Annotated in this window: 21 protein-coding genes and 1 riboswitch; of the genes, 11 read left to right on the forward strand and 10 right to left on the reverse strand. The window is 62.9% G+C overall.

Features of this window, described 5'->3' with window-relative positions; translation table 11 throughout:
* Positions 1–6 precede the first annotated feature (6 nt).
* Positions 7–774 (reverse strand): hydroxyacylglutathione hydrolase, encoded by a 768-nt coding sequence (gloB, locus tag NKJ67_RS17415; RefSeq protein WP_352582043.1) that lies wholly within the window; start codon positions 772–774, stop codon positions 7–9.
* A gap of 137 nt (positions 775–911) precedes the next feature.
* Between gloB and NKJ67_RS17420 the strand changes: the two genes are divergently transcribed.
* The 3 genes from NKJ67_RS17420 to NKJ67_RS17430 all read left to right on the forward strand — a co-directional run bounded on the left by NKJ67_RS17420 (position 912) and on the right by NKJ67_RS17430 (position 4542).
* Entirely contained in the window at positions 912–1694 is a 783-nt protein-coding gene (locus NKJ67_RS17420) for a class I SAM-dependent methyltransferase (protein ID WP_127318414.1), read from the forward strand.
* Positions 1695–1826: 132 nt separating this feature from the next.
* Positions 1827–3653, forward strand: a complete 1827-nt coding sequence (locus tag NKJ67_RS17425; RefSeq protein ID WP_352582044.1) for an ABC transporter ATP-binding protein/permease — start codon at positions 1827–1829, stop codon at positions 3651–3653.
* 85 nt (positions 3654–3738) lie between these two features.
* Entirely contained in the window at positions 3739–4542 is an 804-nt protein-coding gene (locus tag NKJ67_RS17430; RefSeq protein WP_352582045.1) for a DUF1194 domain-containing protein, read from the forward strand.
* Between the two features lie 69 nt (positions 4543–4611).
* Here the strand turns inward: NKJ67_RS17430 and NKJ67_RS17435 are convergent, their stop codons facing one another.
* Both NKJ67_RS17435 and NKJ67_RS17440 read right to left on the reverse strand, forming a co-directional pair.
* A complete protein-coding gene (locus NKJ67_RS17435) occupies positions 4612–5547 on the reverse strand; it encodes a glycosyltransferase family 2 protein (RefSeq protein ID WP_127318408.1) in 936 nt (311 codons plus the stop codon).
* 15 nt (positions 5548–5562) lie between these two features.
* Positions 5563–6519 carry a glycosyltransferase family 2 protein gene (locus NKJ67_RS17440; RefSeq protein WP_352582046.1) on the reverse strand — a complete coding sequence of 319 codons (957 nt, stop codon included), beginning with the start codon at positions 6517–6519 and terminating at the stop codon, positions 5563–5565.
* 328 nt (positions 6520–6847) lie between these two features.
* Here NKJ67_RS17440 and NKJ67_RS17445 point away from each other — a divergent pair, with 328 nt between their 5' ends.
* Entirely contained in the window at positions 6848–7168 is a 321-nt protein-coding gene (locus tag NKJ67_RS17445; protein ID WP_127318404.1) for a DUF1330 domain-containing protein, read from the forward strand.
* A 7-nt stretch (positions 7169–7175) separates the two neighbouring features.
* On the opposite strand, the gene metW is transcribed toward NKJ67_RS17445, so the two are convergent.
* Both metW and metX read right to left on the reverse strand, forming a co-directional pair.
* Positions 7176–7793, reverse strand: a complete 618-nt coding sequence (gene metW / locus NKJ67_RS17450) for a methionine biosynthesis protein MetW (protein ID WP_127268377.1) — start codon at positions 7791–7793, stop codon at positions 7176–7178.
* On the reverse strand, positions 7790–8959 hold the full coding sequence (gene metX, locus NKJ67_RS17455; RefSeq protein WP_352582047.1) for a homoserine O-acetyltransferase MetX: 1170 nt from the start codon (positions 8957–8959) through the stop codon (positions 7790–7792). The genes metW and metX overlap by 4 nt, the downstream gene beginning before the upstream one ends.
* A 114-nt stretch (positions 8960–9073) precedes the next feature.
* Positions 9074–9151: riboswitch (SAM riboswitch) on the reverse strand.
* 135 nt (positions 9152–9286) lie between these two features.
* On the opposite strand from metX, the gene hisC reads away from it, so the two are divergent.
* Together hisC and NKJ67_RS17465 are read left to right on the forward strand one after the other, a co-directional pair.
* Complete coding sequence (gene hisC, locus NKJ67_RS17460; RefSeq protein WP_352582048.1) at positions 9287–10396, forward strand: histidinol-phosphate transaminase; 1110 nt, start codon at positions 9287–9289, stop codon at positions 10394–10396.
* Positions 10397–10401: 5 nt separating this feature from the next.
* Entirely contained in the window at positions 10402–11337 is a 936-nt protein-coding gene (locus NKJ67_RS17465; RefSeq protein WP_206622036.1) for a prephenate/arogenate dehydrogenase family protein, read from the forward strand.
* Positions 11338–11426: 89 nt separating this feature from the next.
* Here the strand turns inward: NKJ67_RS17465 and NKJ67_RS17470 are convergent, their stop codons facing one another.
* Together NKJ67_RS17470 and NKJ67_RS17475 are read right to left on the reverse strand one after the other, a co-directional pair.
* On the reverse strand, positions 11427–12350 hold the full coding sequence (locus NKJ67_RS17470; RefSeq protein ID WP_352582049.1) for a sugar kinase: 924 nt from the start codon (positions 12348–12350) through the stop codon (positions 11427–11429).
* A gap of 7 nt (positions 12351–12357) precedes the next feature.
* Positions 12358–13356, reverse strand: coding sequence for a DUF2125 domain-containing protein (locus tag NKJ67_RS17475; RefSeq protein WP_352582050.1), 999 nt, complete (start codon positions 13354–13356; stop codon positions 12358–12360).
* A 142-nt stretch (positions 13357–13498) separates the two neighbouring features.
* On the opposite strand from NKJ67_RS17475, the gene NKJ67_RS17480 reads away from it, so the two are divergent.
* The 3 genes from NKJ67_RS17480 to NKJ67_RS17490 all read left to right on the forward strand — a co-directional run bounded on the left by NKJ67_RS17480 (position 13499) and on the right by NKJ67_RS17490 (position 15802).
* Positions 13499–14020: a gamma-glutamylcyclotransferase gene (locus NKJ67_RS17480; protein WP_352582051.1), complete on the forward strand. Its 522-nt coding sequence runs from the start codon at positions 13499–13501 to the stop codon at positions 14018–14020.
* Positions 14021–14139: 119 nt separating this feature from the next.
* On the forward strand, positions 14140–15087 hold the full coding sequence (locus NKJ67_RS17485; RefSeq protein WP_352582052.1) for an aldo/keto reductase: 948 nt from the start codon (positions 14140–14142) through the stop codon (positions 15085–15087).
* An 88-nt stretch (positions 15088–15175) separates the two neighbouring features.
* Positions 15176–15802, forward strand: coding sequence for a LysE family translocator (locus NKJ67_RS17490; protein WP_352582053.1), 627 nt, complete (start codon positions 15176–15178; stop codon positions 15800–15802).
* Between the two features lie 25 nt (positions 15803–15827).
* Here the strand turns inward: NKJ67_RS17490 and NKJ67_RS17495 are convergent, their stop codons facing one another.
* Positions 15828–16628 (reverse strand): lysophospholipid acyltransferase family protein, encoded by an 801-nt coding sequence (locus tag NKJ67_RS17495; protein ID WP_352582054.1) that lies wholly within the window; start codon positions 16626–16628, stop codon positions 15828–15830.
* A 123-nt stretch (positions 16629–16751) separates the two neighbouring features.
* Positions 16752–17654: a LysR family transcriptional regulator gene (locus NKJ67_RS17500; protein ID WP_352582055.1), complete on the reverse strand. Its 903-nt coding sequence runs from the start codon at positions 17652–17654 to the stop codon at positions 16752–16754.
* 117 nt (positions 17655–17771) lie between these two features.
* On the opposite strand from NKJ67_RS17500, the gene NKJ67_RS17505 reads away from it, so the two are divergent.
* Both NKJ67_RS17505 and NKJ67_RS17510 read left to right on the forward strand, forming a co-directional pair.
* Positions 17772–18242 carry a nuclear transport factor 2 family protein gene (locus NKJ67_RS17505; RefSeq protein ID WP_292334244.1) on the forward strand — a complete coding sequence of 157 codons (471 nt, stop codon included), beginning with the start codon at positions 17772–17774 and terminating at the stop codon, positions 18240–18242.
* Positions 18243–18266: 24 nt separating this feature from the next.
* Positions 18267–18899: a pyridoxamine 5'-phosphate oxidase family protein gene (locus NKJ67_RS17510; RefSeq protein ID WP_127809197.1), complete on the forward strand. Its 633-nt coding sequence runs from the start codon at positions 18267–18269 to the stop codon at positions 18897–18899.
* On the opposite strand, the gene NKJ67_RS17515 is transcribed toward NKJ67_RS17510, so the two are convergent.
* Complete coding sequence (locus NKJ67_RS17515) at positions 18900–19625, reverse strand: YdcF family protein (protein ID WP_127397703.1); 726 nt, start codon at positions 19623–19625, stop codon at positions 18900–18902.
* Between the last annotated feature and the right edge of the window lie 14 nt (positions 19626–19639).

A 19639-nucleotide genomic window follows, 5' to 3' on the forward strand; every position in this document is an offset into this window, starting at 1 on the left:
CCGGGCCTAGAAATTGTCCTTACGCTTGCGGATTTCGGCAAAGACCTCGGAGTCCGAAGCTTTCTCCAGCCCCAGATGCTTGCGGATCGCCGGATCGTGCCAGCGCAGGAAGGGATTGGTCGACAGCTCCTCGCCGATCGTCGTCGGCAGCGTCGGCTTGTTGTCGGCGCGCAGCTTTTCGATCCTGGCGGCGCGTTCCTTCAATGCCGAATTGGACGGGTCGACGGTCAGCGCGAAACGGGCGTTGGAGAGCGTATATTCGTGACCGCAATAGATGGCCGTTTCAGCCGGAAGTGCAGCCAGCTTCTTCAGCGATTCATACATCACCGGCGGCTTGCATTCGAACAGCCGTCCGCAACCCAGCGCAAACAGCGTGTCGGCGGTGAACGCCACACCCGACGCCGGCAAATAATAGGAAACGTGGCCGGCGGTGTGGCCGGGCGTGGCGATGACTTCGATCTTTTCATCGCCAAGATGGAGAACCGAGCCGTCTTCGACGGTCTCGTCGATGCCGGGGATCTTGGCCTTTTCCGCTTCCGGGCCGACGATGCGCAGCTTGAAGCGCTCCTTCAGCGCCAGATTGGCCTCGACGTGATCCATGTGATGATGCGTGGTCAGGATCATCGTCGGCGTCCAGCCAGTGCGCTTTATCGCGGCCAGGATAGGCGCTTCCTCGGGCGCATCGATGATCGCGGTCTGGCCGCTTTTGGGATCATGCACCAGCACGCCGAAATTGTCGCTGCGGCTCATGAACTGTTCGATTTCGACCGGCATCGCATCTCTCCGTTTATGGCCGCAGACATAGGGCGCCGGCGCGTGGATGTCATCCCGGATGTCGAATGACATCTCGGAATGTCGGGTCGTCGCGGCCTTTTGTTGAAACCCGCTGATATCACGGCTACATCCCTGCCATGCATTCCGACATCGTCGATCTTCGCTCCTTCTATTCGACAACACTCGGCCGTTTCGCCGAGCGTTCGATCACCATGGCGTTGTCGTCGATATGGGCAGCCGTGCCCAACGAGCGGCTGGTTGGTCTGGGCTACACCTTGCCGTGGCTGGAGCGGTTCGGCACCGATGCCGAGCGGGTCTTTGCATTCATGCCGGCAACGCAAGGCGCGGTGGTGTGGCCGGCGACAGGGCCGACGGCGACGGCACTGGTCTTCGACGAGGAACTGCCGCTGGTCGATTCCTGCATCGACCGCATGCTGCTCGTCCATTCGCTCGAACATGTCGAGAACCCGCGTGAGACGCTGAACGAGATCTGGCGCGTGCTGTCGCCGGCTGGCCGGGTGGTCATCGTCGTGCCCAACCGGCGCGGGGTCTGGGCGCGCTTCGAGCACACCCCATTCGGCAATGGCCGGCCCTTTTCGCGCGGCCAGCTCACCGAATTGCTGCGCGAGGCCAATTTTACGCCCGCCGCCTGGTCCGATGCGCTGTTCTTTCCGCCGTCGAAGCGCCGTTTCATGATGCGCTTCCACAATGTGCTGGAGCGCGCCGGCCGGCGGCTGTGGCCGATCTTTTCCGGCGTCATCGTCGTCGAGGCGCAGAAACGGCTCTATCAAGGCGTGCCCGTCGTCCAGCGCGCCTCGCGCCGCGTCTTCGTGCCGGTGCTGTCGCCGCATGGCGCCACCCGGCTTGGCCGTCACAAAGCCGATGCCAAGCCCTCGGCTGCGCGAGTGACGGCTTCGTGATCACGGCAGGCGTGCCTGACGTCGTTTTCCTGCCTATCTGTCGCAAGCGGACCGACAGCCCATCCGGCAGCCCATACAAACGCCTGTCAAGTTTCTCCATCCGGTTTCAGCACTGACGCAAGGACCTCGGCCATGGCTGATCAACCGGACAATGCCGCCGCCGTTCATCCGGTTGCCGTGGCGGTCGAAGCCAGCAGCCTGCGCGATCAGGTGGCGACGATCCGGCGGGCGCTGGCGGGATCGCCGGTTCGCAAATGGTTGCAGTGGACATCGGTCGGCATCATGGCCGTGATCATCGCAACGTCGATCGGCCAGGTTCTGCTCAACCGCTGGAACCAGCCTTTCTACGATGCGCTTGCGCGCCGCGACATGGCGGCCTTCCTGCACCAACTCCTCGTTTTCGCGATGATCGCCGGCGGGCTGCTGGTGCTCAATATCGGCCAGACCTGGCTCAACCAGATGATCAGGCTCAAGCTGCGCGAGGCGCTGACGCTGGATCTGATCGATCAGTGGATGCGGCCGGCGCGCGCCTTCCGGTTGGCCAATGCCGGCGCCATCGGCGTCAATCCCGACCAGCGCATGCAGCAGGACGCCGCGCATCTATCCGACCTGTCAACCGATCTCGGCGTCGGGCTGCTGCAGTCGTGCATCCTGCTCGTGTCATTCGTCGGGGTGCTGTGGGAGCTGTCCTCGGGCTTCGTGTTCCACATCGGCGGGACCTCGCTGGCCATACCGGGCTACATGGTCTGGGCCGCTATCCTTTACGCCGGCATCGCCTCCTGGCTGAGCTGGCTGGTCGGGCGCCCGCTCATCCGCCTGAACAGCGACCGCTATACACGCGAAGCCGAGCTGCGCTCCTCGATGGTGCGCGTCAACGAGAATGTCGATGCCATCGCGTTGTATCATGGCGAGGCCGACGCCAGGCGGCGGCTCGAACTCGATCTCGGCACGGTGCTGGGCGCCATGCGGCGCATCTACACCGCCCAGATCAACCTGTCCTGGGTGACCGACACCTATGGCTGGATCACCGTCGTGGCGCCCATACTGGTCGCTTCGCCAGTCTATTTCTCAGGTGATATCAGCTTTGGCGGGCTGATGATGGCGGTCGGCGCCTTTAACCAGGTCCACTCCTCCTTGCGCTGGTTCATCAACAACATCGGCAGCATTGCCGATTGGCGCGCCACGCTGATGCGCGTGGCCGATTTCCGCATCGCGCTCGATGAAACCGATGCGCTGCACGACACGGAAAAGCGCATCGCCTTCGGCCAAAACGTCAATGGCAGCCTGACTTTCGAGAAGCTCGAAGTGACCTCGCCGGAGGGTTGCACCAGACTCGCCGATCCGCATGTCGAAATCCGCCCCGGCGAGCGCGTCATGATCACCGGCGACCCCGGTGCGGGCAAGACGCTGTTCTTTCGTGCCATTGCCGGCCTGTGGCCATGGGGAAGCGGCCGGATCGGCCTGCCGTCGGGAGAAACCCCCATATTCGTGCCGCGCGTGCCTTATTTTCCGGTCGGCACGTTGCGCGAAGTCCTCGATCACCCGAACGGGCCCGCGCCGGCGAACGATGCCGACATTTCGGCGGTGCTGGCCGAGGTCGGTCTGGGACGGCTATCCTCATCGCTCGACCGTGCCGGGCGTTGGGACCATGAGTTGGGCGATGACGAACAACGCTCGCTGGCCTTCGCCAGGCTCGCGTTGCGGCAGCCGAAATGGGTGATCATCGATGAGGCGTTGGATGCGTTCGACGGCCCATCGCTAAGACGCGTGCTGTCGATGCTCGAGAAGCGTTTGCCGGGGACAGCGATCCTCAACATCGGGCGCGGCCAGCACAACAACCACTTCTTCCCGCGCGCGTTGACGATCGTCAAGGATTCCGGTGCGCCAGCCCTGAAGCCCGCCCGCGTCAGGGCCGGCGCGATAGAACCGCCGCCAGTCGCCGCCCGCCGCAAGAAATGAGCTGATATCCGAGCGAGGGAAGCAGAGCTTTATTTTGCCGCGATCGCGAGGGAAGCTCTTCGGGAGAACAACCCTGGCGACGGCCATGCTTGATGCTCTTCGCCTGCTTGCCTGTCTTGCCTGCGCCCAGGCTGCCCCGATGGCCTCGCCGCCGGATGCGCTCGCCGTCGACGTCGAGCTGGTGCTGGCGGTCGACATCTCGCTGTCGATGGACGAGAAGGAGTTCGCCCTGCAGCGGGCCGGTTATGTCGAGGCGCTGCGGCATCCCGACTTCATCAAGGCTGTCCGCGCTGGCGCCACGGGCCGCATAGCGCTGACCTATTTCGAATGGGCCGGCACGGTGCGCGACGACGCGGTCATCGGCTGGCAGATTATCGATAGTGCCGAGAGCGCGAACAGCTTTGCCGACAAGGTCGCGGCTCGTCCGTTCCGCAGCTTTCGCGGCACTTCGATTTCCGGCGCGCTGGCCTTCGGCACCGAGCTTTTCGACCGCACGTCTTTCCAGGGCGAACGCAGCGTCATCGACATTTCGGGCGACGGACCGAACAATATCGGGCCGCCGGTCACCGCGACGCGTGATGCGGCGACTGCCAAAGGCATCGTCGTCAATGGCCTGCCGATCCTGATCAGCCCGTCGCCCACCTTCAGCCATCTCGACCAGTATTATGCGCAGTGCGTGATCGGCGGACCCGGTTCCTTCGTGCTGCCTATCTATGCCGCCGCCGAGTTTTCGACAGCCATCCGGCGCAAGCTGCTCCTGGAAGTGAGTGGCATTCAGGACGAGGTGAGAAGCATCCCCATCGACGCGGCGACGCCGATAGACTGCCTACAAGGCGAACGGGACAGGCGGTTTCTATCGGATCCGTATTTTCCCGAACTTGACCGTTGAGCTCTCGACAGAGGGGTTAACGCGATCCGGAGGGAAAACCGTTCCACAATTTCCCGGAATCCCTCTCGGTTAAGCGGGCCGGGCACCAAATTGATTGCGAAACTCGTTGGAGAGATCGCGGCGCCAGCGCCGGCCATGGACATAGCCTTGCATCAATTCCGGCAGCGAATAGCCAAGCGTTTTGGATGAACGGTTGGCCATGTAGCCCTGAAATGCCTCCGGTATCCTGCCTCGCAGGATGTCGGCGATGAGCTGCCGCGAGATCATGTAAGGCGGAATGTGCGGGTAGGCATGGGCAATATGCGGATGTTTGCCCATCAGGTTCGCATAGGCCTCGACATAGCCGTCACGGCGGCCGGAAATCGAGTTTTCCGAATTGTATTTCGTCCAGTCCAGATCCCTGGACAACTGCGCACCGAAGCGCCGGGCAAGGCGCAGCAGCAATTCGCGATCCTGCATGCGGGTGATGTCGCTGTCGTAGCCGCCGATGGCCAGCAAGGCTTCGCGGCGAGCCGTGATCGCGGAGCCGGCAATGAAGATGGTCTGCCCAACCAGCGTCCGCTCCAGCATTGCGGGGCTCACGAACGCCTCGGGGTTGACGCAGTTTGTGATGCGACTGCCTTTCAGGGACACGAACGAACTGATCAGCACTTGCAGTACAGGATTTTCCTCGAACCAGGTCAGGGTTCGTTCAAGCCGGTGCGGCATGTAGATGTCGTCCGAATCGAGGAACGTCACCAACGGTGCCCGCGCGCGCTCGATGCCGGCATTCCTGGCTGCGTTGGCGCCTCGCCATTTCGCCCCGACATAGATCAGCCGCGGGTCCTGGATACGGGCAAGCGCCGCTTCGGTTCCATCGGTCGAACCATCGTCGACGACAATGTGCTCAAGCCTCGACATGCTCTGGGAGAGTACGCTTTCCACGGCGCGCAACACCGTTTCGCGTCGGTTGTGGGTCGGCGTAATGACCGTGATGAGAGGTGTCGGTTCGATGGTTTTGCCCATTTTGACCATAGTGCTTCAGCTATGTCCCACGTAGAGGGGCACGTTTTCAACCTCGTCCCGAACCAGCCCAAGGGCCATGGCCGCTTGTGCACAAAAAACCAGCGCGCAAAAGGCCAATCCGACGATCAGTGCAAACGGGATCTGCCATGCCGGCATTCCGAGCCGAGTTGCATGCGTCAGAATACGCCCGCCCACTTTCCAGGACGTCGAAAACCAACGTCTTGTCGCCTTCAGCACTCGCGCGGCTTGGGATGGCGATGCCAGTGCCACATATTTCCGGTCCGCATCGCGCCCGGTGACCAGGGCACGCCAAAAGAAAAAGCGCCAACCGCGCGGAGGATAATGGCTGGCCCGGGCATCGACTCTGACAAAATCATGCCCGCTTGCTCGTAACTGGCTGGCGAGCAACGTGCAAGAAACCTTGAATCCATTGCTGGCCGGAAAGGGATGGCCGGCTAACCAGCTTCTGCGGAAGGCGCAATTGTTAGCGTTCATCGCGCGCTTGGAGGCAAAGCGTCTATCACCATCACGCAGCGGGAAGAACCACAGAAGCGCAAAGGTTCGCGAAGCGAAATCGTCACAGCCGAGATAGGTGTAACCGTTCACGGCGATCGTCTTCGGATCCTGGAGCGGTTTGAGAAGTGCCGACAGCCAGCCGTCTTCGATCACTGTATCGGAATCGCAGAAAATGACGATGTCGCCCTTGGCCAACGCGGCGCCTGCGTTCTTGACCTCATAGTACCGGCCGCCTGTGCAGGCGCTGAAGACCGTATTTGCTGCCATGCCAAGTTGCGGAACAATTTCGGTGAGACGATGCCGCAGAAGCGGTGTGTCGGTATCTGGTCCGCTGTGAACGACGATGACCTCCGGTTTCAGGTATTGACCGGTCGTCGTCACGGCTTCTATTTCCCGTGCCAAAGCACTGAACGAAACGCCGATCTCATCTTCATTGATGGACTTGGCGTTTTCCATTTCGACAACGATCGAATAGGTCAGGTTCCCCGCTCCGTGCTTCGCTCGGCATCGCGTCCGGCATGACGCTACGAAAAACATGCTCCCGTGTCATCATCTGGTTGCAGAGTTCAATCCGTCCGCAACCACGAATTCGCAACCTTGCGTCTCAACGGCAACACCCTGAGGGCCGGAGACTGGAAACCGCCTCAGGATCGCGCAGGCCGGTTCGTCACGATCGCGTCCATCTCATTCTTATTACTTTTGGGGTAATCGAATTCTGTCACGACCCTTGGCAATCTGTGCCTGCGGAGCCGGCAATCGGCTTCGATTGAAAGGGAGTGCACTTATGACCGCTTACGCCGTCGCCCATATGCGCCAAGCCACGATGGGCCCGCAGATCGTCGAATACCTGCACAAGATCGATGCCACGCTGGAACCTTTCGACGGCCGTTTTCTGGTCCATGGCGGTGATGTCGAGGTGATCGAGAACAACTGGCCGGGCCATCTGATCATCATCGAATTTCCCGATAGGCAGCATGTGCATGGCTGGTATAATTCGCCCGCCTACCAGGCGATACTGGCGCTGCGCACGGACAATTCGGAGGCCGATGTGGTGTTCGCCGACGGTGTCGAACATCCGCACAAGGCCACGGACATCCTCGAATAGCTTGCGGCTACTGCCGTTTCAGCAAGAACACTGCCTGCTGGCCGAAGAAGTTCCAGAACCACCACGGCATCGACAGGCCGATCTTCTGGCCGTTGGCGTCGAGAGCGGTTGCCTTCTCGACGGTCGCGCCGAGCTCGTCGCACAGATTGACGAAGTCGCGGATGGTGCAGAAGTGGATGTTGGGCGTGTCGTACCAGGAATAGGGCAGGTCCTTGGTCACCGGCATGCGGCCGTTGACGAACAGTGACAGACGCACACGCCAATGGCCGAAATTGGGGAAGGAGACGATGGCGCGATTGCCGATCCTGAGCAGTTCGTCGAGCACCAGCTTCGGGTTGCGGGTGGCCTGCAGCGTCTGCGACAGGACGACGAAGTCAAAGCCCTTATCGGGATAGAATTCGAGATCCTTGTCGGCGTCGCCTTGGATGACCGAGAGGCCGCGCGCCACGCATTCGTTGACGCCGCGCTGCGACAGCTCGAGCCCACGGCCGTCGACCTGCTTGCTGTCCTGCAGCAATTCGAGCAGCGAGCCGTCGCCCGAGCCGACATCGAGCACGCGCGACTGTGGTGGGATGAGGTTGGCGACGACTTCAAGGTCGACGCGCTGGTCGCGGTTGACGCTCATAGGCCCAGCCCTCTCGCCCTGGCGGCCGAGCCGATGAAGCCGTTGATGGCGGCAAACAGTTCCGGCTCGTCGAGCAGGAATGCGTCGTGGCCGCGGTCGGTCTCGATCTCGACGAAGGATACCGATGCTCCGGCGGCGTTGAGCGCATGCACGATCGAGCGGCTCTCCTCGGTCGGAAAAAGCCAGTCCGAGGTGAACGACACCAGGCAGAAGCGGGTTTTCGTGCCGGCGAAAGCATCGGCCAGCCGGCCGCCATGGTCGGCGGCAAGGTCGAAATAGTCCATCGACCGCGTCATGTAGAGGTAGGAATTGGCGTCGAAGCGATCGACGAAGGTCATGCCCTGGTGGCGCAGATAGCTTTCGATCTGGAAGTCGGCGTCAAAGCCGAAGGTCAGCGCTTCGCGATCCTGCAGATTGCGGCCGAACTTGCGGTGCAGGGCGGCTTCCGACAGGTAAGTGATGTGGGCGGCCATGCGCGCTACCGCCAGGCCCTTTTCCGGGCGTTTGCCGTGCTCGAAATATTTGCCGCCATGCCAGTCCGGATCGGCCATGACAGCCTGGCGGCCAACCTCATGAAAGGCGATGTTCTGCGAGGAATGGCGCGCGCCGGTGGCGATCGGCAGCGCCGAGAAGACGCGCTCCGGATAGCTCGACGCCCATTCCAGCACCTGCATGCCGCCCATCGAGCCGCCGAGCACGCAAAACAGTTTTTCGATGCCGAAATGGTCGATCAGCATCTGCTGCGCCCGCACCATGTCGCGAATGGTGATAATGGGCAGGTGAAGCCCATAGGGCTTGCCGGTGGCGGGATTGGTCGAGGCCGGACCGGTGGACCCAAGGCAACCGCCGATGACGTTGGAGCAGATGACGAAGAAGCGATTGGTGTCGATGATCTTGCCGGGGCCGATCAGCACTTCCCACCAGCCAGGCTTGCCGGTCACCGGATTGGTGCTGGCGACGTGCTGGTCTCCGGTCAGTGCATGGCAGACGAGGATGGCGTTGGAGCGGGCATCGTTCAGCGTGCCGTAGGTCTGGTAGGCGATCTGGAACGGTGAAAGCAGCGTGCCGGCGTCCAGCTTGAGCGGCTTGTCGGATCCAAAACGCAAAACCGGGCTCGACGGCTGGTCGACCTCGTTGTTTGTTTTGCGGGCACGCAGAACGGCCATGACATCCATCTCACACTTTGAGCCCACGCATCGCGCTTGTCGAAAGTCGATGCCGATACGGGTGTCCGGCCGGCGCGGACAACAAAAAACCGGCATTGCGGTCGCAAAGCCGGTTACAGGATGCAAACGGCCCTTTAGCAAGTTGTTTAACGTGGCTGCAAGCCGACCGGCCAAATCACCACGGAAGTCGCACCCCTTCTAGGGCTGTGGCGCGCCGTCGTCAACGGCCAGCCCTGGGCGATGGCTGTCGCCTCTCGACATTGCAGGCCACGGCTTGTATTTCCGCTGCGGCTTCCCTCAGGAAGCGTTCTCGACGGATTTTGCGACATGAGCCAGACACCGGACCAGGCACGTCCAACCCCGCGTGCGGGCATCATGGACATCGACGCCTATGTGCCGGGCAAGAGCACGGCGCCCGCCGGCGTCGCCAAGGTCCACAAGCTGTCATCAAACGAGAATCCGCTAGGGCCCTCGCCGAAAGCGATCGAAGCCGCGCGCGAGATTGCCGGCAAGCTCGACATCTATCCCGACGGCACCGCCAGGCGGCTGCGCGAAGCGATCGCCGAGGTGCACGGCCTCAACCCGCAGAACATCATCTGTTCCAACGGTTCCGACGAGATTCTCGGCCTGCTGGCGCAGACCTATCTGGCGCCCGGCGACGAGGCCGTCATCACCGAACACGCCTTCATGGTCTACAAGATCTACATCCAGTCGGCGGGTGCCGTTCCGGTGACGATCAAGGAAAGAGACGAGCGCGCCGACATCGACGCCGTCCTGGCCGCGGTCACGCTGCGCACCAAGATCGTGTTCCTGGCCAATCCCAACAACCCGACCGGCACCTATGTGCCGTTCCAGGAGGTTCGCCGGCTGCATGCCGCGCTGCCGAAGAACGTGCTTCTGGTGCTCGACGCGGCCTATGCCGAATATGTCCGCCGCAACGACTATGAGGCCGGCATCGAGCTGGTCGGCAGCACCGAGAACGTGGTGATGACCCGTACCTTCTCCAAGATCGGCCTCGGTGGCGCGCGGATCGGCTGGATGTATGCGCCGATGCATATCGTCGACGCCATCAACCGCGTGCGCGGTCCCTTCAACGTCAATGCGACGGCGATCGAGGCCGGTATCGCAGCCATCCGCGACCGCGCCCATGTCGAGCGCAGCGTGGCGCACAACGAGACCTGGCTTGCCTGGTTGAGCGAGGAATTCACAAAGCTCGGGCTGCGGGTAACGCCGAGCGTCGGCAATTTCGTCCTCATTCATTTTCCCGATGACCAGAAGCATTCGGCGGCGGCGGCGGACGACTATCTGACGGCGCGCGGCTATATATTGCGGCGCGTTTCGGGCTATGGCTTTCCCAACGCGTTGCGCATGACCGTCGGCACCGAAGAGGCCAATCGCGGCGTTGTCGCCGCTCTCACGACATTCCTGAAAAGCTAGAGACCATGACATCACCGATGTTTGAAAAGATCGCGCTGGTCGGCATCGGCCTGATCGGCTCGTCGCTGGCCCGCGTCATCCGCCGCGAAGGTCTCGCCCGTCACTTGGCCATTTCGACCCGCAGTGCCGCGACACTGGCGCGAGCCGAGGAACTCGGGCTGGGCGATAGCTATACTACCGATGCGAGAGAAGCTGTCCGCGATGCCGACCTGGTCATCGTCTCGGTGCCGGTAGGCTCATCCGGCGCGGTGGCCGAGGAAATCGCGCCGGCGCTGAAGCCGGGTGCGATCCTCACCGATGTCGGCTCGACCAAGGCGTCCGTCATCGCGCAGATGCAGCCTTATGTGCCTGAAGGTGTCCATTTCATTCCCGGCCATCCGCTGGCGGGCACGGAAAAATCCGGCCCCGACGCCGGTTTCGCCGACCTGTTCGACAATCGCTGGTGCATCTTCACGCCGCTGCCCGACACCAACCCGGACGCGCTGGAGAGGCTGTCGGAGTTCTGGCGCCGGTGCGGTGCCAACATCGACACGATGGATCCGCAGCATCACGACATGACGCTGGCCATCGTCTCGCATTTGCCGCACATCATCGCCTACAACATCGTCGGCACCGCCGATGATCTGCAGTCGGTAACCAAGTCCGAAGTGATCAAATATTCGGCTTCCGGCTTCCGCGACTTCACCCGCCTTGCCGCCTCCGACCCGACCATGTGGCGGGATGTCTGCCTGCACAACAAGGACGCCATCCTTGAAATGCTGGCGCGGTTCTCGGAAGATCTGGCGTCGCTGCAACGCGCGATCCGCTGGGGCGACGGCGAAAAGCTCTTCGATCTGTTCACCCGCACCCGCGCCGTACGCCGCTCGATCATCGAGGCCGGCCAGGACATCGACGTGCCCGATTTCGGTCGCCAGGCCGTCGAGCATCCCGCGAAGGGCTAGAGCAATTCCAGGAAAAGTGTGAGGCGTTTTTCCCGGGAAAAGCGCTAGCGCTTTCCCTTGGGAATTGCGTCAAAACAAAAGCGTCAGTTTCAGGCTGGCCAGGTCTGCGCAACCATGGCCAGCGTCTCGGCCCTATCCGGCGCGCCCAGCCTGCCGCCGAAGCGCAGGCATTTGAGCGCCGCGGCCGCACTGGCAAAGCGCAAAGCCTGCTCGACCGGCATGGCTTCCGCCAACCCGACGGCGAAGGCGCCGTGGAAGACATCGCCGGCGGCGAGCGTATCCACTGCCTTGATCCTCGGCGCCGCGACATGGCGCACACAGCCTGCGCGACAGTCGTGCCACCAACAGCCCGCCGCGCCGCCGGTTACCGCGACAAAGGCGTCGGTGCGGCTGGCGAGATCGGCGCAAGCCGTTTCCGGATCGAGCGCCTGGCCGCAGACGATGCGCGCCGCCGTTTCCGAAGCGACGATGTGCGTGGCGAGCGGCAACAGCTGTTCCAGAACTTCCAGCGGCGCGGTGTCGGCATCGAGGATCGCCGGACGCCCAACGGCGCGTGCCGCCTTGAGTGCCAACGCTGCCGCGCCCGGCCAGCGGACATCGACCAGCACGGCGTCGAATGCCGTGAGGTCGGCGACCGGCAAGACTTCGGGATCGGCCTGGGCCAGCCCGTCATAGAACGGCACGATGATGCGCTCGCCATGCGCGTCGACCAGGATCGAGGCCAGCGCCGAGCGGGCGCCTCTGACGCGGCGCACAAAGGTGCAATCGACGCCTTCGGCCTCGATGCCGGCGATGAGCTGGTCGGCGACGGCATCGTCACCCGCGCTCGCCCACAGCGATACCTCGGCGCCGAGGCGGTGGGCGGCACAGGCAGCACTGGTGGCCATGCCCGAGGCGATCTGGAGGCCGTCGGAGGCAATGAACTTGCCCTGATGCACGGGCAGCGTCTCGACGCGCAGGATGGTGTCCAGCGTCAAGGCGCCAACGCTCAGCAGCTTCACGGGTTTTGCCATGGTTGAGCTATTCGACCGGCTTGATCTTGCCCAGCGGAATGAAGCCGAGCGAGGCCTTGCCCCTGACCACCTTCAGCGGCATCGACGGTTCGTTGCCGAGCACCGCCAGGGCAGAAAAACCCTGCTCGATCTGGCTTTTCTGCTCGGGTATGGCGGCGCCGAGGATGGCCGCCACCGCCTTCGGGTCCTTCAGCCTGATCATCAGATCGGCGTTGACCAGGCCCTCGGCATCGACCGAGAGCGGTCCCGAAACGGTAATGCGCGCCGTCCCCGACGACAGGTCAAGGTTGTGGATCTCGATCGCCTGGCCACGAAGGCTCTTCACCTGCGTGCCGATCAACGCGACACCGTTCTTCAATGTCACGTCGCCACTGGCATCGAGCGCCGGAAGCACGCGCCCGCCAATCGCGTCGGGGTCGATCTCGAGATCGCCGAAACTGCCGAGATAGTCGATATCGTCACCGTTGGGCTGCAGCTGACCCGATGCCTTGCCGGCGCTGAACAGTTGCACCGGATCGGTGTCGTCGGCCGGATCGGTCTGGCCGGACAGGCCCTCCGCCTCCAGCGAGATCCGCTGCGGCAGCGGCCACCACAATTTGAAACTGGCCTGCAGATTGTCCCAGTCGATCCACAGCGGCACCATGTCCGGAACGGAGGTCCTGAGCGGGCCGCGCAGATTGGCAACCGGTGACAGAGGCTGGATGATCTGGGCGGCCGCGTTGAAACTGCCGGCTGAGGCCGCGATGTTCCTGGCATCATCCTCATAGGCGAGGTTGTCGCAGGAGACGGTAAAGCTCAAGGGATAGCCGCTGACCTGGAGATTGGCGCAGCCGGCCTCGACGCCATTCTTGTTGACCGTGGCAACCGCCTTGTCGGCTTCGCTCCTGACGCGGTCAGCCAGATAGAACCAGCCGCCGCTGTAGAGGGCGACCAGCACGACTATGAACGCTGCAAGCCAGAACAGGCGGCGACGGTTACTTGGCTGGCGTTCGTCACTTGACGTCATGCTTTGGCTCTCGTTAACGCATGGGTGTTGCGGACGGGTGGTCGATTCCGCCAGGTAGACAGACGAATAGTTAGACGGGACGGGCGGAAAAAACACCGGTCCGGGTGCGGTGTTGGCATCTTTTGCAATCAGGCGCGGCGATATGGGCGATTTTTGGGTGTTTGGCTATGGCTCGCTGATCTGGCGGCCGGGATTCGCGCATGTCGAAACACAGCGTGCCCGCCTGCATGGCTACCGGCGCTCGCTCTGCGTCTATTCCTTCGTGCATCGCGGAACGCGTAATCGGCCGGGGCTGGTGCTCGGCCTCGACCGTGGCGGGTCCTGCGTCGGCCTCGCATTCCGCGTCCCCGGCGACTTGCGCGACGAGGTCATGGCCTATCTTCGCGAGCGCGAACTGGTCACCAATGTCTATCTGGAGCGCATACTCAAGATTCGCCTCGACGGGGGCGGTACGGTCGACGCGGTGGTCTACATTGTCGACCGCCAGCACGAGCAATATGCCGGAGCGCTCGACGCGGCGGATGCAGCGGCCGTGGTGCGCGGCGCGGTCGGCCAGTCTGGCAACAACGAGGACTATGTGCTGAGCACGCTTGAGCATCTCGAGGCACTGGGCATAAGCGACCACTGGCTGGAGGATGTCGCCAGCCAGGTCGCGCCTTTGTGAAGCTGGCTCTGCGGAAAAAGGCGGCCAGGCCTTTGACCTCGTTCAGGCAAGACCTAGGTTAGGCTCCGACCCTCAGCCCGCGACGCCCTTTGCCCGCCCAATCATCCCGGAGATCCGCCTTGCAGAAACGTCGTCTCGGTCGCACCGACCTGTCCATCGCGCCGCTGGTTCTGGGCGGCAATGTCTTCGGCTGGACCGCCGACGAGAATACCTCGTTCGACCTGCTCGACCGCTTCGTCGGCGCCGGCCTCAACGCCATCGATACGGCGGATGCCTATTCGCGCTGGGTTCCCGGCCACAAGGGCGGTGAATCGGAAACCATCATCGGCAAATGGATGAAAGACCGTGGCAATCGCGACAAGGTCGTGGTGATCACGAAGGTCGGTTCGGATATGGGGCAGGGGCACAAGGACCTGTCCGCCGCATACATCGAAAAGGCCGTCGACGCATCGCTGAAGCGGCTGCAGACCGAAGTCATCGACCTCTATCTGTCGCACTGGCCGGACCCTGCAACCCCCTACGAAGAAACGCTTGGCGCCTACGAGAAGCTGCTCGCCAAGGGCAAAATCCGCTATGCCGGCTGTTCGAATCTCGACGCCGGCCAGTTGCGTGCTGCACTCGATGTGGCGAGCTTGCGCAGTCTGCCGCGCTACGAGGTGCTGCAGCCGGAATACAATCTCTACGATCGCTCGTCCTTCGATGGGCCGTTGCGCGATCTATGCGTGGCCGAGGACATCGGCGTCATCACCTATTTCAGCCTGGCCAAGGGTTTTCTCAGCGGCAAATACCGCAGCGATGCCGATCTCGGTCAAAGCCCGCGCGGCGGTGGCGTGAAAGACTACCTCAACGCGCGCGGCATGCGCATCCTTGCGGCACTCGACGCGGTTTCATCAAGGCATTCGGCCAAGCAGGCGGAAGTCGCGCTTGCCTGGGTTATCGCTCGGCCGGGCGTCACCGCGCCGATCGCCAGCGCCACCAAGCCTGAACAGATGGACAGCTTGATCAGGGCGGCGTCGCTGAAACTGACCGCCGCCGACATGACCGAACTCGACAGAGCGAGCGGCTGAAGCTTCAGGCGCGACGCCTCGCACGAACGTCCAAGACGCCACTCTGGTCCTGCCATACCGTCTCTTCGCGAGGCAGGACAGAGGAGAGATGACTGAGCCGCTTCTTTCGCAGCCGGATCTTTGGGGGCAACTTCTCGCGCTGATGCTTGCCGCCCTGGTGATCATGGGCAGCCCGGGTCCGGCAACGATAAGCGTTACCGCCGTTGGGGCCGCCTTCGGTTTGCGCCACTCGCTGGGCTATGCCTGGGGAATCATCCTGGGCACGATCGCCGTGCTTCTGGTTGTCGCGACCGGGGTCATGGCGGTGCTTACCTCGATGCCGAAGCTGGCGCCGTTGCTGGCTTTCGCCTCGGCGGCCTACATCCTCTATCTCGCCTTCAAGATCGCCACGGCGCCGCCCATGGCAGCACGCGCCGCCGAGGCTTCGTGTCCAACATGGCTGGCTGGTTTCCTTCTCGCGGTCGCCAATCCGAAGGCCTATGTGGCAATCGCCGCCGTGTTCGCCGGTGTTTCGTCGAAACAGGGCACCGCTGAGCTTGGTCCATGGCTGAAGCTGACGATTCTCGCCGTCATGATCGTTGCCATCCACGCCGTGTGGCTTGTCTTGGGAGTGGCATTCGCGCGCTTCCTGCGCCGGCCGGCGGCCTCGCGGATCGTCAACCTGGTCTTTGCCGCGACGCTGGTGTTGACCACCGCGCTGGCCGTGTTCGGCTGAGAACTGCCGGTAGGAGACTTCCGGTTCAGGCTTTGTGTCTTGCGGCGTTGTCCAGCTCTTGCAGTCTTTTCACCGCTGTCGGCGGCAAGGCAGGCGGGTTTGGGCCGCGCGCGGCATCAATCAGGAACTGGTCGCAGGCAGCCTCGGTCTCGCCGATCAGCCGGGCCATGAATTCGTCCTTGCTCAGTCCCGGTGGGATCGGCGGCAGGAAACGCGCCTTGATGGTGCCGGGATAGCGCAGGAATTTTCGACGCGGCCAATAGAGACCGGCGACATGGGCAACCGGCACCACCGGAATGCCAAGTTGCGCATAGATTTCGACGATGCCGTATTTGTAGGCCGGCTCGTCGCCCGGCGCGCGTCTTGTCCCTTCGGGGTAGATGATGAGCTGGCGAGGATTGCGCGCCATCTCCGCCTTGGTCGCGGCGACCACGGCCTTCAGCGCTTTCGAACGGCTGCCGCGATGAACCGGAATCATGCGCATCTTCATGATGTACCAGCCGAAGAACGGGATCCAGGTGAGCTCGCGCTTCAGGATGTAGAGAGGGTCGTGAAGATAGGGAAAGAAGGCGATCGCATCCCAGAACGACTGGTGTTTGGGGGCCAGGATGAAGGAGCCTTCGGGCAGGTTTTCCCGGCCGGTGATCTCGCTCTTCGTTCCGGCGATCTTGTCGTAAAGCCACATCGAGGTGCGCGACCAAAATTTCGGCACGAACCAGGCGCGGTGCCGGGGCGACAGGAAATAGTATGGGGTCCAGAGGATCATCTGGACGATCAGGTTGACGTAAAAGACGAAATTGAACGTCAGCGATCTGATGTAGAGCATTTGGGGGGAGCCCGGTGAGGAGGTGAGCGTTGGTTACACCAAGCGCGGGAAAAAAGGAAATGGCCGCAGGGCGCTTTGGCTGGCAACGAAGAACGGTCGCCAATGGGGGTTGGCCTGGTTCCGCTACATCAGCCGCGCCAGCCGCTCCTTCAGGCGCGGGGCGGCAAAATCGAGGAATGCGCGCAGCTTGACCGGCAGCAAGCCGTGGCCCGCATGCACCAGGCTTACCGGCCATGGCTTTGGCTCAAACTCCTGCAGCAGGATGCGCAGCGTGCCGGACCGCAGCGCGGCTTCGATCTGGTAGGAAAGCACGCGTGTCAGCCCGACGCCGGCAATCGCCCCATCGATGGCCGCTTCGGCGGTGTTGACCTGAAGCCGCGAGCGGACCCGAACCGGGATTTCGGCCTTGCCCTTGGTGAAGCTCCAACTGGCGGCGGAGGCAAGTCCCTCGAAGGTGATGCAATCGTGTGTTTCCAGATCCTCCGGGGTGGTCGGCGTGCCGTGTTCGGCAAGATAGGCCGGGCTGGCGCAGACGACGCGGCGGATCGCGCCGACGCCGATGGCGACCAGGCTCGAATCGGGCAACTGGCCGATGCGGATGGCGAGATCGAAATGGTCCTCGACCAGCTGGGTTATGCGGTCGGCCAATGTCAGGCGGATGTCCACGTCTGGATAGGCGGCGAGAAAGCCGGTGACGACCGGCAGCACGTGCAGGCGGCCAAAGACGACCGGCGCGGTGATGGCCAATTCGCCGGTCGGCGCGCTGTATTCGCCGGCTGCCGTGCGTTCGGCCTCGCCGACCTCGTCCAGGATGCGGCGGCAGGCGGCAAGATAGGTCTGGCCGGCATCGGTCGGTGTTAGCCGTCGCGTCGAGCGATTCAGGAGTCGTGTGTTCAGATGGCGCTCGAGATCGGAAATCTTGCGGCTGACCGTCGCCAGCGGAATGCCGAAACGGCGGCTGGCCGCGGAAAGGCTGCCGGCCTCCACCGCGGCGACAAAGAGCGACATGGCTTCGAGACGATCCATAGCTTCTTCCGGAAAATGGAAGGACAGGTTACGAATATGTCATCTGCATTTGAATGATGGAAGGCTCTATATTGTGTCTGTCGGCCTGCCCGCAGCATGGCCCACAAAGGAGTTGCCATGTCCGAAGCCCGACCGCCGCTGCCGCCGTTTACCGCCGAGACATCAGCACAGAAGGCGCGCATGGCCGAGGATGCCTGGAATTCACGCGATCCGGCGCGGGTTGCGCTCGCCTATACCAAGGACAGCCGCTGGCGCAACCGCGCCGAATTCCTGCAAGGCCGCGACGCCATCCAGGCCTTCCTGACGCGCAAATGGAGTCGCGAGCTCGACTACCGACTGATCAAGGAGGTCTGGGCCTTCCACGGCAACCGCATCGCCGTGCGTTTCGCTTACGAATGGCGCGACGACAGCGGTTCATGGTTCCGCAGCTACGGCAACGAGAACTGGGAATTCGATGAACACGGGCTGATGCGCCTGCGCATCGCCAGCATCAACGACCTGCCGATCGGCGAGGCCGATCGTAAGTATCACTGGCCGCTCGGCCGGCGACCGGACGACCACCCGACGCTGTCGGAGCTCGGACTTTAGCATCTTGCCGCAAGGAAGCTTTCAATGAACGCGCATGCTTTCACCAGCGACGTCGCCTTCACGCCGACCGTCAAGGCGATCCAGGCCCGCAAGGGCTCACGTCAGTCCTATGCCCGCGTCGAGGAGCGTGGCGGCTGGCAGGCCGGCATCACCCCGGACCTTGCCGCCTTCATCGAAATGCAGACCAGCGTCTTCCTGTCGACCGCCAACAGCGAGGGGCAGCCCTATGTCCAGCATCGCGGCGGGCCGGCCGGCTTCCTCAAGGTGCTGGATGAACATACGATCGGCTTCGCGGATTTTTCCGGCAACCGGCAGTTCATCACGCAGGGCAATCTGGCCGACAATCCAAGGGCGTTCCTGTTCCTGATCGACTATATGCACCGCCAGCGCATCAAGATCTGGGGCACGGCGCGGGTCGTCGAGAGTGACGCCGAACTGATGGCGAAACTGATGCCGCAAGACTACAAGGCGCGCCCCGAGCAAGTCATCCTGTTCACCGTCTCGGCCTGGGATGCCAATTGTCCGCAGCACATCCCGCAACGGTTCGAGGCGGCCGACGTGGCGGCGGCACTCGGCGAGCGGGACAAGCGGATCGAGCGCCTTGAACAGGAGATCGCACGGCTCAGGGGAGATTCGGGCGCGGCCGCAGCGGAATAATCAGCCGCCGGCCGCGGTTTCGGCCAGTGCGATGCCGTTGGGCGTCGGCTTGACCGGCACGATGCCGCGCGCCAGCGCCAGCAAATACTTGTTGTATTCGGTGAACAGCACGCGCAATGCCCGCGGCTTGGTCAGCCAGCCGCCATTGTCGAGGTTGGAATTGACCACCGGATAGGGCTCGAGCTTGGCGCCATGCAGCAGCCTGCCCATTTCCAGCAGGCTGCGCGGCATATGATAATTGTTGGTGACAAGGATCACCGTGCCATAGGCGTGGCTCTCGACCCATTTGGCGCTTTCCTCCGCATTGCCGATCGTATCGAGCGCGGCGCGGTCGATGTCGACGCAACAGGAGAACAGATTCTTGTCGCCGCCGGTCGCCGCCTGCAACTGGCGACGGCTGGCGGAAGGATGGACGCCGCTGATCAGCAGCCGTTCGCCCTTGCCGGACGCCAGCAGATCCATCGCCGCATCGAGGCGGGACTGGCCGCCGGTCAAGACAATGATCGCGTCCGCCTTGGCCGGATTGGCGGGCGTTGTCAGATGGCTGACCTTGTTGGCGAACCAACCGAAGCCGCCGGCGAACAGGGTTGCGAGGATGAGAACGGAGAGAGCGGACAGACGCAAGGCGGCTCTTAGACGGCTCACAGCGGAGCGGTCATGCGAACGGGCAACCACCACTGGCATCTGCCCAGCCGTACCGGTCGAATCCCGCGCGTCCATCGCCATATGGTTAATCCTGA

Source organism: Mesorhizobium sp. M0088 (genome assembly GCF_040322895.1).
Lineage (GTDB): Bacteria > Pseudomonadota > Alphaproteobacteria > Rhizobiales > Rhizobiaceae > Mesorhizobium.